The organism is Pseudomonas sp. L-22-4S-12 (assembly GCF_009799935.1).
Classification (GTDB): Bacteria; Pseudomonadota; Gammaproteobacteria; order Pseudomonadales; family Pseudomonadaceae; genus Aquipseudomonas.
In genome coordinates, this window is record NZ_WELL01000010.1 from 56,072 (window position 1) to 68,499 (window position 12,428).

At 63.3% G+C, this 12,428-nt stretch carries 10 protein-coding genes; 2 read left to right on the top strand and 8 right to left on the bottom strand.

Annotated elements, in window-relative coordinates; genetic code table 11:
- Positions 1-37: 37 nt before the first annotated feature.
- The 4 genes from F3I16_RS19065 to F3I16_RS19080 form a co-directional block, all read right to left on the bottom strand.
- Complete coding sequence (locus F3I16_RS19065) at positions 38-1,471, bottom strand: PLP-dependent aminotransferase family protein (protein WP_160490864.1); 1,434 nt, start codon at positions 1,469-1,471, stop codon at positions 38-40.
- Positions 1,472-1,675: 204 nt separating this feature from the next.
- Entirely contained in the window at positions 1,676-2,485 is an 810-nt protein-coding gene (locus tag F3I16_RS19070; protein WP_160079528.1) for an OmpA family protein, read from the bottom strand.
- Positions 2,482-2,754 (bottom strand): DUF4398 domain-containing protein, encoded by a 273-nt coding sequence (locus F3I16_RS19075; RefSeq protein WP_160490912.1) that lies wholly within the window; start codon positions 2,752-2,754, stop codon positions 2,482-2,484. The genes F3I16_RS19070 and F3I16_RS19075 overlap by 4 nt, the downstream gene beginning before the upstream one ends.
- A gap of 91 nt (positions 2,755-2,845) precedes the next feature.
- The gene (locus F3I16_RS19080; RefSeq protein WP_160495111.1) at positions 2,846-3,673 is read right to left on the bottom strand and encodes an ABC transporter substrate-binding protein; all 828 of its coding nucleotides are present in this window, start codon (positions 3,671-3,673) and stop codon (positions 2,846-2,848) included.
- A gap of 114 nt (positions 3,674-3,787) precedes the next feature.
- Between F3I16_RS19080 and F3I16_RS19085 the strand changes: the two genes are divergently transcribed.
- Complete coding sequence (locus F3I16_RS19085; protein WP_160495112.1) at positions 3,788-4,717, top strand: alpha/beta fold hydrolase; 930 nt, start codon at positions 3,788-3,790, stop codon at positions 4,715-4,717.
- 130 nt (positions 4,718-4,847) lie between these two features.
- Here F3I16_RS19085 and F3I16_RS19090 read toward each other — a convergent pair whose 3' ends face one another.
- On the bottom strand, positions 4,848-5,777 hold the full coding sequence (locus F3I16_RS19090) for an electron transfer flavoprotein subunit alpha/FixB family protein (protein WP_160495113.1): 930 nt from the start codon (positions 5,775-5,777) through the stop codon (positions 4,848-4,850).
- A complete protein-coding gene (locus tag F3I16_RS19095; protein WP_160495114.1) occupies positions 5,778-6,527 on the bottom strand; it encodes an electron transfer flavoprotein subunit beta/FixA family protein in 750 nt (249 codons plus the stop codon).
- Between the two features lie 326 nt (positions 6,528-6,853).
- Between F3I16_RS19095 and F3I16_RS19100 the strand changes: the two genes are divergently transcribed.
- Positions 6,854-8,518, top strand: coding sequence for an electron transfer flavoprotein-ubiquinone oxidoreductase (locus tag F3I16_RS19100; protein WP_160495115.1), 1,665 nt, complete (start codon positions 6,854-6,856; stop codon positions 8,516-8,518).
- A gap of 287 nt (positions 8,519-8,805) precedes the next feature.
- On the opposite strand, the gene F3I16_RS19105 is transcribed toward F3I16_RS19100, so the two are convergent.
- Both F3I16_RS19105 and F3I16_RS19110 read right to left on the bottom strand, forming a co-directional pair.
- Positions 8,806-11,193, bottom strand: a complete 2,388-nt coding sequence (locus F3I16_RS19105) for an RND family transporter (protein WP_160495116.1) — start codon at positions 11,191-11,193, stop codon at positions 8,806-8,808.
- Positions 11,194-11,210: 17 nt separating this feature from the next.
- Positions 11,211-12,290, bottom strand: a complete 1,080-nt coding sequence (locus tag F3I16_RS19110) for a YCF48-related protein (protein ID WP_160495117.1) — start codon at positions 12,288-12,290, stop codon at positions 11,211-11,213.
- Positions 12,291-12,428 lie beyond the last annotated feature (138 nt).

Sequence of the window (12,428 nt, forward strand, 5' to 3'; positions counted from 1 at the left end):
GAGCCACCACCCGCTTCGGGTTAAGCCCGCGGCACCATCACTGCAACGCTTCCTGGCACAACTGCCCGGCGAGCCTGCCGAGGGTCATCATCGCCCGCTCGGACTCGCGGTCCCAGGGGATGCCGCAGGTCAGGCGCAGGCAGTTGTTGAACTGCTCGGTGTTGCTGAAGATCAGCCCCGGCGCGATGCTGATGCCCTGCTGCAAGGCCCGCGCATGCAGGTCGCGCACGTTGACCCGCCCTGGCAGGCTGACCCAGAGGATGAAGCCGCCGTTGGGCCGGGTCATCTGCGTGCCTTCCGGGAAGTACTGCTGCACCGCCAGCTGGTAGGCGGTCATGTTCTTGCGGTACTCCTGGCGGATATAGCGCAGGTGGCGGTCGTAGCCGCCGTTCTCCAGGTAGGCGGCCACGCCCATCTGGGTCACGCTGCAGGCCGAGTGGGTGCTGAAGGTCTGCAGGCGCCCGATCTCGTCCTGGTGACGGCCGGCAATCACCCAGCCGATGCGCACCCCCGGCGAGATGGTCTTGGAGAAGCTCGAGCAGTACACCACCTGGTCGTCGCGGTCGTAGGCCTTGAGCGCCTTGCTGCGCCCCGGCTCGAACAGCAGTTCGCCGTAGATGTCGTCCTCGATGACCTGGATGCCGTAGTCGGCGGTGAGCCTGAGCAGCTGCTTCTGGCGCTCCTCGGGCATGCTGCCGCCCATGGGGTTGCTCAGCCGCGCGGTCAGCACCAGGGCCTTGATCGGCCACTGGTTGGCCGCCAGCTGCAGCGCCTCCAGGCTCATGCCGGTGGTCGGGTCACTGGGGATCTCGATGACCTTGAGGCCGAGCAGCTCGGCCAGTTGCAGCAGGCCGTAGTAGGTCGGCGACTCGGCGGCGATCAGGTCGCCGGGCTTGGTCAGTACGCGCAGGGCCATGTGGATGGCATCCACGCAGCCGTGGGTGATCACCACTTCCGAGGGGTCGACCACCACGCCGGCGTCGCGCATGCGGATCGCCACCTGGCGGCGCAGCGGCTCGAAGCCGGGGCTGAACATGTAGCTGAAGGCCTGCGGGCTGTGGAAGCGGGTGACCTTGGCCAGTTGCTGGTGCAGCGCGCGCACCGGCAGGTAGTCCACATGCGGCACGGCGGCGCCGAGGGGGAACATATTTTCCTGGCGCGAGTCGGTGAGTACCTGGTTGATGATGCTGCTGCGGGTGACCAGGCCCGGCAGCTCGACCCGGGCGATATCGGGGGTCGGCGCGGTCAGCGAGGCGCTCTGGTGCACGTAGAAGCCGGATTGCGGGCGGGCGCGGATCAGCCCCTGGTCTTCCAGGTTGGCGTAGGCCTGCAGCACGGTGGCATGGCTGACGCTGAGCTGCGAACTCATCTTGCGCACCGAGGGCACCCGCTCGCCGGGCTGATAAACGCCGCGACGGATATCCTCGGCCAATTGCTGGGCGATGCGTTGGTAAAGCAACAAGCTGGTCATTACGACGAATCCTTGGACATCTGTGCCACTGAACCAGAACAGTAGCCCATCAGACCCAGGCAACAGCAGTACAGTTCCCATCTATCTCGGCAATACAGTGTGATCCGCACTAGCTCAAGCAGCCCGCTGTACCCATGCCCTCGCCTGCCGGGCACAAAAAACCCCGGGGCGGGCAGCGACCGGGGTTGCTTGTACCGGGCGGGATCAGCGAGCGGGCTGCAGCTTGCCCTTGTCGTCGGAAAACACGATCTCGACCCGGCGATTCTGCGCCCGCCCGCGGCTGGAGGCGTTCTCCGCCACCGGATGGGCTTCGCCGTAGCCTTCGACGCTGATGCGCTGGCTGTCGATGCCCAGGTCGACCAGCACATCGGCCACCGTCTGCGCCCGGGCGCGGGACAGCTCGAGGTTCTCCCTGGCGTCGCCGCGGCCGTCGGTATAGCCCTCGATGCGCACGATGCGCCGCGGGTTGAGCTGGAGGAACTGCACCAGCTTGAGCAGCGTGCGGTTGGCTGCGGTCTTCAGTTCGGCACGGCCGGCATCGAACAGCACGTCGCCCAGGGTCATCACCAGGCCACGCTCGGTTTCGCTGGCGGCCAGGCTGACCATCTGCTCCTCCAGCCACTGCCCCTGCTGCTGCACGCTGAGCAGCTTGGCCTCGCGCAGAGCCAGCTGCAGGCGCTGACGCTCCAGTTCGAGCTTGGCGGCCCGCTCCTGGTTCAGGCTCAGCTCGCTGTGCTGGCTGGCGATCTCGCTGTAGCGCTGGCTGAGGTAGGCATAGTGCAGCACGTCCGCGTCGCTGCCCCAGTAGTTGGACAGGCGTTGCGCACGGGCCAGCGACTCGCCGGCGCGAATCACATCCTTCGGCGCGCTGCGCAGCACATCGGCGTTTTCCTTGACCTTCTGGAAGTGACCCTCGGCCTCGACCAGAGCCTGCTGGCTGTCCTGGCTGGCGCAGCCGCCAAGTGTACTCAGGGCCAGCAGCAGAACGCTCGCCAGGTAGTTGCTGCGGCTCACTGCTGATCCCCCAGTTGCTTGCGCAGGCGCGTGATGCGGGTATTGAGCTCAAGCAATTGCGTCTGGCTCTTCTGCGTCAGCACCTTGGCCTCGGCCAGGCGCGCATCCAGTTCGGCCTGTTCGGCGAATACCCGGGCGCGCTTGTAGTCTTCTTCACCCATGTTCTTTTCCGCGCGGGCGAGCTTGCGCTCGGCCATCTGCATTTCCGGGATCTGCTCGTCGGCACCCACGGCGCGGGCCTGTTCCACCGCCTTGGCGGCCAGGCTCATCTGCGCGGTCGGCGCCGGGTCGTTGGCGCAGCCGGCCAACGCCAGCGTGACCAGAGCGACGCATGCAATTCGCTTGTTCACTGAACGGTTCCTACTCACTAGGCGGGGGACTGACGGCCTGCAGCTGTTGCGCTTTCCAGCGTTGCAGATTGCTCTGCAACAGCGTCTCGGGCAGGCCGGAGGCGGTCAATTCTGTCATCTTTTTCGCCAGCTGTCCGCGCAACCAAGGATCGTTGCAGGCCGAGTTGTGCGACAGGGTGAGAAACAGCCCCTCGCTGGAAATCGGCGGTTCCAGCGCCTGCAGGTCTTCCTGCAGGCCCAGGCTATCGGCCAGCGCCACGCCGGGATAGCGCTCGTACAGCACGTATTCGGTGCGCCCGAGCAGCAGTTTCTGGAACGCCTGGGTCAAGCTGGGTACGTTTTCCAAAGTCAGGTTGGCCTTGGCGAAGGCGTCGAACTGCTGGCCGAAACTGTTGCCGACCAAGGTGCCGCCGAGCTTGCCGCGCAGGTCGTCCCAGCCGAGGTAGGGAAACTCCTTGCCCTTGCGCACCCAGACCACGCTGGGGGTGACGTAGAAGGCCGGGTGCACGTAGTCCATGCTTTCCAGGCGCGGCAAGGTGAGGAAGGCGCCGGCCAGCAGATCGACGCGGCCGGTGCGCACCTCGTCCTGGGCGCGCGACCAGGGGCCGCTGTGGATCACCTCGATTTCCACGCCGATGTCATGGCCAATGCGCTGCAACAGCTCGGCATTGGCGCCGATCAGCTTCTGCGGATTCTGCGGGTCACGCCACAGGTAGGGCGGATATTCCGGGTTGCCGGTGGCGACCAGGCGTTCACACTTGCCAACGGCCAGCGCCAGCCCGGGGGCCTGCAGCGCCAGCAGCAAGAGCGAAGACTTGAGGAATGGCTGAACGCGCATAGAGTGTCCCGACTTGATGTTCGACTGGGCATGGGTCATATCTGACCGCCCGCAATCGTATTAATGCTAGCTTAAAAAGCAGCTCTAAATAATTATTAGCGATAAGGAATCGCCATGAAAAAACTTTTCTTCGCGCTGGTCCTGCTGCTGGCCGGGGCTGCCGGGGCGCTGTACCTGTCCCCCGGCGCCCTGATCGGCGGCGTGCAATGGGTCGAGCGCGGCCTGGCCGGCCTGTCGAGCGAGCAGGCGCAAGTCGGCGAACTGCAGATCCACTACTACGAAGGCGGCCCGGCGGACGGCGAAACCATCCTGATGATCCATGGTTTCGGCGCCAACCGCGACAACTGGTTGCGCTTCGCCCGCCACTTCACCGCACGCTACCATGTCATCGCCCTCGACCTCCCCGGCTTCGGGGAGAGCAGCAAACCCGATGCCAGCTATGACGTGGCCACGCAGACCGAGCGCGTGCAGGCATTCATCGAGGCGCTGGGCATCGACAAGCTACACCTGATCGGCAACTCCATGGGCGGACACATTGCCGCACTCTACGCCGCCCGCTACCCGCAGCAGGTATTGAGCCTGGCCCTGCTGGACAATGCCGGCGTCACCGCGCCGAATCAGAGCGAGCTGTTCCAGCGCCTCGAGCGTGGCGAGAGCAACCCGCTGGTGGTGCGCAACGCTGCGGACTTCGAGAACCTGATGAACTTCGTCTTCGTGGCCCCGCCGCCCCTGCCGGACGCACTGAAACAGCACTTTGCCGAACAGGCCATGGCCAATAGCGCGCACTACGACAAGATCTTCGCGCAACTGCGCGAACGCTATGTGCCGCTGGAGCCGGAACTGCCGAAGATCACGGCGCCGACCCTGCTGCTATGGGGCGACCGCGATCGCGTACTGGACGTGTCCAGCATCGCGGTGATGCAGCCGCTGCTGCGCAAATCCAGCGTGGTGATCATGAAGGACTGCGGCCATGCGCCGATGATCGAGCGCCCGGAGGAAACCGCCAAGCACTATCAGGACTTCCTCGACGCCAACCCGAGCTAGGCGCCGGGTAACAAAAAATGGCCAGCCATCTTTACGTCGTGCAGCAACCACCCGCAGGGGCCGCCAGGGCTGGCAGGCAACAAAAAACCCGCTCGATGAGCGGGTTTCTTGTTTGGCGCAGGAAGCTGGCTTACACCAGTTTTTCCAGTTCCGGTACGGCTTCGAACAGGTCAGCCACCAGGCCGTAGTCGGCCACCTGGAAGATCGGGGCTTCTTCGTCCTTGTTGATCGCGACGATGACCTTGGAGTCCTTCATGCCCGCCAGGTGCTGGATGGCACCGGAGATGCCGACCGCGATGTACAGCTGCGGTGCGACGATCTTGCCGGTCTGGCCAACCTGCATGTCGTTCGGTACGAAACCGGCGTCGACAGCGGCGCGCGAGGCACCCACGGCAGCGCCCAGCTTGTCGGCCAGGGCGTACAGGTGCTTGAAGTTGTCACCGTTCTGCATGCCACGGCCGCCGGAAACGACGATCTTGGCAGCGGTCAGTTCCGGACGATCGGACTTGGCCAGCTCTTCGCCGACGAAGGCGGATTTGCCGGCATCGGCCGCACCGCTCACCGCTTCAACGGCAGCGGAACCGCCTTCGGCGGCAACCGGGTCGAAACCGGTGGAACGCACGGTGATCACTTTCACGGCAGCACTGGACTGCACGGTAGCGATGGCGTTACCGGCATAGATCGGGCGCTTGAAGGTGTCGGCGCTTTCAACGGCGATTATCTCGGAGATCTGATCGACGTCCAGCTGGGCAGCAACGCGCGGCAGCACGTTCTTGCCGTTGCTGGTGGCGGCAGCCAGGATGTGGCTATAGCCCTTGCCCAGTTCGGCAACCAGCGGCGCAACGTTTTCCGGCAGCTGATGCGCATAGGCAGCGTTGTCGGCAACCAGAACCTTGGCTACGCCAGCGATCTTGGCGGCAGCTTCGGCAGCGGCGGCGCAACCGGCACCGGCAACCAGAACGTGGATGTCGCCACCAATTTTCGCGGCAGCGGCAACAGTGTTCAGCGTGGCAGGCGCCAGGGCAGCATTGGTGTGTTCAGCGATAACCAGGATAGTCATTTAGATTACCTTCGCCTCGTTCTTCAGTTTCTCGACCAGTTCAGCCACGGACTTGACCTTGATGCCGGCGCTGCGGGCAGCAGGCGCTTCGACTTTCAGGGTCTTGACGGTGGAAGTGGTGGAAACACCCAGGGCGTCCGGGGTAACCACGTCCAGCGGCTTCTTCTTGGCTTTCATGATGTTCGGCAGCGACGCGTAGCGCGGTTCGTTCAGGCGCAGGTCGGTGGTGACGATTGCCGGCAGATTCAACGCAACGGTCTGCAGACCGCCGTCGATTTCGCGAGTGACATTGACCTTGTCGCCAGCCACTTCGACTTTCGAAGCGAAGGTACCTTGGCCGTAACCGGTCAGGGCGCCCAGCATCTGGCCGGTCTGGTTGTTGTCGCTGTCGATGGCCTGCTTGCCCATGATGACCAGCTGCGGCTGCTCTTTATCAACCACGGCTTTCAGCAGTTTGGCCACGGCCAGAGAGTTCAGCTCGTCGTTGGACTCGACCAGAATGGCACGGTCAGCACCCAGAGCCAGAGCGGTACGCAGCTGCTCCTGAGCGGTGTTCGGGCCGATGGTGACGACGACGATTTCGCTCGCAACACCCTTTTCCTTCAGGCGTACGGCTTCTTCCACGGCGATTTCGCAGAAGGGGTTCATCGACATCTTGACGTTGGCGAGGTCGACGCCGGAGTTGTCCGCTTTGACGCGAACTTTGACGTTGTAGTCGACCACTCGTTTGACAGCTACAAGAACCTTCATGGATTCCTCGTTACTCTCCGGTGAATAAGAATGTCGCCAAGTCGAGCCTGGCCGGTGATGCAGGTCGGCCGGAACCGACGGTCAGCCCATACGGCGAACGCAAAACCGCCCGTATCTTGACCGTAACGCCTTTTTCGGTCAACACGAAAAACCGCCTTCCATCCGCCGCCAAGCCTTGTCCTGTCGGGCTTTAACAAAATTCAAACAAACGTTTGTATTGGACGTGCGCGGGCGCGTAGATATAATGCGCACGCGCAGGCCAGAGAAAGCCTAGCCCCAAAGCAAAACCAACAACACCGAAGAAGCCTTGAGTTAGGAGATTCTCTGTGGAACGCGAATTTATGGAATTCGACGTCGTCATCGTCGGTGCCGGTCCGTCCGGTCTGTCCGCCGCCTGCCGACTGAAACAGAAGGCCGCCGACGCCGGCAAAGAGATCAGCGTCTGCGTGGTCGAGAAGGGTTCCGAAGTCGGCGCTCACATCCTCTCGGGTGCGGTGTTCGAGCCGCGCGCGCTGAACGAGCTGTTCCCCAACTGGCAGGAGCTCGGCGCCCCGCTGAACACACCGGTCAAGCGCGACGACATCTACATGCTGAAAAGCGCCGAAGGCGCTATCAAAGTCCCCGACCTGTTCGTGCCGAAAACCATGCACAACGAGGGCAACTACATCATCTCCCTGGGCAATCTGTGCCGCTGGCTGGCCCAGCAGGCCGAAGCCCTGGGCGTCGAGATCTACCCGGGCTTCGCCGCCCAGGAAGCGCTGATCGACGAGAATGGCGTGGTACGCGGCATCGTCACCGGTGACCTGGGTGTCGACCGTGAAGGCCATCCGAAGGAAGGCTACTACACCCCGGGCATGGAACTGCGTGGCAAGTACACCCTGTTCGCCGAAGGCTGCCGCGGCCACATCGGCAAGCAGCTGATCCAGAAATTCAACCTGGACAGCGAAGCCGACGCCCAGCACTACGGCATCGGCATCAAGGAAATCTGGGACGTCGATCCGGCCAAGCACGAGCAGGGCCTGGTGGTGCACACCGCCGGCTGGCCGCTGAACGTGGTCGGCACCGAGAACACCGGTGGCTCTTTCCTCTATCACCTGGAAAACAACCAGGTGGTGGTCGGTCTGATCGTCGACCTGTCCTACGCCAACCCGTTCCTCTCGCCGTTCGACGAGTTCCAGCGCTACAAGCACCACCCGGTGATCAAGCAGTACCTGGAAGGCGGCAAGCGCGTGGCCTATGGCGCTCGCGCCATCTGCAAGGGCGGCCTGAACTCGCTGCCGAAGATGGTCTTCCCGGGCGGTGCACTGATCGGTTGCGACCTCGGTACCCTGAACTTCGCCAAGATCAAGGGCAGCCACACCGCCATGAAGTCCGGCATGCTGGCCGCTGACGCGGTCGCTGACGTGCTGCTGGCCGACGGCCAGGGCGGCGACCTGCTCAATGGCTACGTCGATGGCTTCAAGGCCAGCTGGCTGTACGACGAGCTGTTCCGCAGCCGCAACTTCGGCCCGGCCCTGCACAAGTTCGGCCCGCTTGTTGGCGGCGGCATCAACTGGCTGGACCAGAACATCTTCGGCGGCAAGATCCCCTTCACCCTGCACGACACCAAGCCGGACTACGCCTGCCTGAAGCCCGCTGCAGAATCGAAGCGCATCGACTATCCGAAGCCGGACGGCAAGCTGAGCTTCGACAAACTGTCCTCGGTGTTCCTCTCCAACACCAACCACGAGGAAGAGCAGCCCTGCCACCTGAAACTGGCCGACGCCAGCATTCCGCTGAGCAAGAACCTGCCGCTGTACGACGAGCCGGCGCAGCGCTACTGCCCGGCCGGCGTGTACGAAATCGTCACCCAGGAAGACGGCGAGAAGAAGTTCCAGATCAACTCGCAGAACTGCGTGCACTGCAAGACCTGTGACATCAAGGACCCGGCCCAGAACATCACCTGGATCGCTCCGGAAGGCACCGGCGGCCCGAACTACCCCAACATGTAAGTCGAGTCGTACCGAAGAAGCCGCCGCAAGGCGGCTTTTTCTTGTCTGCGATTTCATCCGCACAGATATGCCGCCCCCTCGCCCACCACCCGCAGACCGCCCTCGCCCGCCACCCACACCTCTGCTGCCACGGCCTGCACAGCAGCGGCGCCCCGCCCATTACCCGCAGGCGCGGCGGAGCGGTGAAGCTTCGCGGCTAAAGCCGCTCCTACGCAAAACGGCGCAGCAGCAAACAACGGGCAACAAAAAGGGCTCCCGAAGGAGCCCTTGTGTACAGCGCTACAGGATCAGTGCGCGAACAGCGAACCGCCCACCTTGCCGGCCAACTTCTCCGGCTTGACCAGGAAGCGCGCCAGGGCTGGCAACAGCCACAGGGCACCGAACATGTTCCACAGCAGCATGAAGGTCAGCATCAGGCCCATGTCGGCCTGGAACTTGATCGCCGAGAAGATCCAGGTCGCCACGCCGATGGCCAGGCACAGACCGGTGAACAGTACGGCCTTACCGGTGGACTTCAGGGTCTGGTAGTAGGCCTCCTGCAGGGTCATGCCGGCACGCAAGAAGCTTTCCAGGCGACTGTAGATGTAGATGCCGTAGTCAACACCGATACCCACACCCAGCGCGATCACCGGCAGGGTCGCCACCTTCACGCCGATACCCAGCCAGGCCATCAGGGCGTTACCCAGGATGGAGGTGAGGATCAGCGGCAGGATGATGCACAGCATGGCGCCGAACGAACGGAAGGTGATCAGACACATCACCGCCACGCAGATGTACACCAGCACCAGGATCTTCAGCTCGGAGGTGGCGATCACCTCGTTGGTCGCGGCCTCGATACCGGCGTTACCGGCGGCCAGGAGAAACTCCAGGCCGTCCTTGTTGTGCTCATCGGCGAATTCCTGCACCACGCCCACGGCGCGCTTGAGGGTCGCAGCCTTGTGGTCGTTGAGGAACACCAGTACCGGCGCCAGCGAGCAGTCGGCGTTGTACAGGCCATCGGCACGGGCGATGGAGTTGTTCAACACGTCCGGGTTGCGCGACAGGGTTTCCCATTTCAGGTTGCCCTCGTTCATGCCCTTGATCACCTGCTTGGACACGCTGACCATGGAAATGGCCGACTGCACGCCCTCGGTGTTCTCCATGCGCCACATCAACTCGTCCATCGGCGCCAGGGTCTCGTGGGTCGAGCAGCCTTCGTTGGCCGTCTTGACCATCACCACCAGCACGTCGGAACTGGTCGAATAGTTACTGATGATGAAGTTGTTGTCCTGGTTGTAGCGCGACTCCGGACGCAGCTCCGGCGCACCCTGATCGAGGTCGCCGATCTGCAGGTTGGCCTTCTGGTACCAGAAGCCGCCGACGCCGGCCGTCAGGGCGATGACCACCGAAACCGGCGCCACCACCGGATGGGCGAAGTTGGACAGCAGACGCCAGAACGGATGGTCACGCACCGCGTCCTTCTTGCTGCGCTCGACCGCCTTGTTGCTGATGCCGATATAGGAAATCGCCACCGGCAGCAGGATCAGGTTGGTGAACACGATCACCGCCACGCCGATGGAGGCGCCGATGGCCAGCTCGCGGATCACGCCGATGTCGATCACCAGCAGGGTGATGAAGCCGACGGCGTCCACCAGGATGGCGATCATGCCCGGCAGGAACAGCTGGCGGAAGGTCCGCCGCGCCGCGGTCAGGGCGTTGTCGGCGTCGCTCGACTGCAGGGCGATACCGTTGATCTTCTGCACGCCGTGGGAAATACCGATGGCGAAGATCAGGAACGGCACCAGCATCGAGTACGGGTCAAGGCCGAAGCCGACCAGGTGCATCAGGCCCAGCTGCCAGACCACCGCGATCAGCGTGGTCGACACCACCGAGATGGTGGAGCGGATGCACCAGCTGAACCAGTAGAGCAGGACCAGGGTGATCGCCAGGGCGATGCCGAAGAACGCCACCACCATGATCAGGCCGTCGATCAGGTCACCGACCTTCTTGGCGAAACCGACCACGTGGATCTGCACATTGGGGTTCTGCGCCTGGAACTTGTCGCGAACCTTCTCTTCCAGCTCGTGGGAGAACTGGCGATAGTCGAGCTTGAGCAGCTCGCTCTGGTTTTCCGGGTTCGGGTAGGACTCCAGCAGCGGCACGTCGACGATGCTGGACTTGAAGTTGTTCGCCACCAGGCGACCGACCTGGCCGGACTTGAGCACGTTGCCACGCAGCTCTTCCAGGCTCTGCGGCGAGCCGTCGTAGGTCTGCGGGATTACCTCGCCACCATCGAAGCCCTCTTCGGTCACTTCGGTCCAGCGCACGCTGGGACTCCACAGCGACTTCAGGCCGGAACGGTCGACGCCGGAGATGTAGAACACCTCGTCATGGATCTGCTTGAGCGTCTCCATGTATTCCTTGCTGAAGATGTCGCCGTCCTTGGCTTCCACGGAAATACGCACGGTATTGCCGAGGTTGGCCAGGTCGTTGCGGTGCTCCATCATCTTCTGGATGAAGGGATGGTCGAGCGGAATCATCTTCTCGAAACTGGTCGAGGGACGAATCATCGACGCCTGCCACAGCAGCACAGCGGTGACCAGCAGACAGAGAGTGATCACTATCGGCCGGTTGTTGAAAATCAGGCGCTCGAGAAATGTCGCCTTGTCCTGGTGATGGCTACTCATCGTACTCATACCCTAAAAAGCCCGGCTTATTGTTGTTGGCCCGGTGCGGCGCCATTCGCGTCTGCTGCCAGTACGCCGCCCTGTCCGACCAGAATCAGCTTGCCCGCGGCATCTTCGGTCACGGCCGCCAGCGAAGCACGGTCGGCACGGTTGATCACCGTGAAGCTGCGCCCGGAGTCGCTGCTGGTCAGCACGCTGCCGCCATGCCCGACGATGACCACGGAGCCATCCTTGAGCAGGCTGCCACCGGCCAGGCCGAACTCCAGCGTGCCGGTATCGGAGCGCAGCTGCAGGGCTTGCCAGGTATTACCGAAATCGCTGGAACGGAACAGGTTGCCGCGCAGGCCGTAGACCAGCAGGGTGTTCGAGCTGGCGGTGCCCAGCGCGCCGAACAGCGAACCCTCGTAAGGGCCGCTCACGCGCTCCCAGGTCTGCCCCCAGTCGGCGGAGCGGAACATGCTGCCCTGCTCGCCCACCACGAACAGGCCGGCATCCTTGACGGCGGCAATGCCGTTCAGGTGATAGCCGTCTTCGTTGTCCAGGCGGTCGCTGACATCGGTCCAGCTCTTGCCGCCATCGCTGGTTTCCAGCAGGGCGCCGTAGGCACCGACGGCATAGCCGCGGTTGGCGTCCTGGAACCAGATATCCAGCAGCGGCGCTTCGCGCCCGAGGTCTTCGTGCTGCAGGGTCCAGTTGGCACCGCCATCGACGGTGGCGAGGATCTGCGCATCGTGACCGACGGCCCAGCCCTTCTTGTCGTCGATGAAGAACACGCCGGTCAGCATCTGCCGCGACGGTACGCGCGCCTGCACCCAGTTGCGCCCGGCATCGTCGGAAAACAGGATGTGCCCGCGATCGCCCACCGCGACCAGACGCTTGCCGGCATGGGCAATGTCCAGCAGCAGGCTGGTGACCGCTTTCGGCGACTCGATGGAAAACACGGCAGGCGCATCCGCGGCAGCGGCCTGCACGGGAGCAGACAAGGCAAGGACGGAAACGGCGCCGAGCAGTGACAGCGCTTTCGCCAGCGGCGACAGGAAACGGGTGGAAACCTGAACGGAGTACAGGCTGCCGGAGCGGGTGGGCCGCAGAGCGGGCTCACGCATAAAACTTCCCCCTTTATTCTTATAGGTGGGTGTATGCCTTATTGGCAGACCCCGCATGCTATACAGCTTTGGAAAAACCTGACAATCGACATGACGTTATGTTTTGTTAAGCGCCCTAACTCGGCCCTTTGCGCCCGG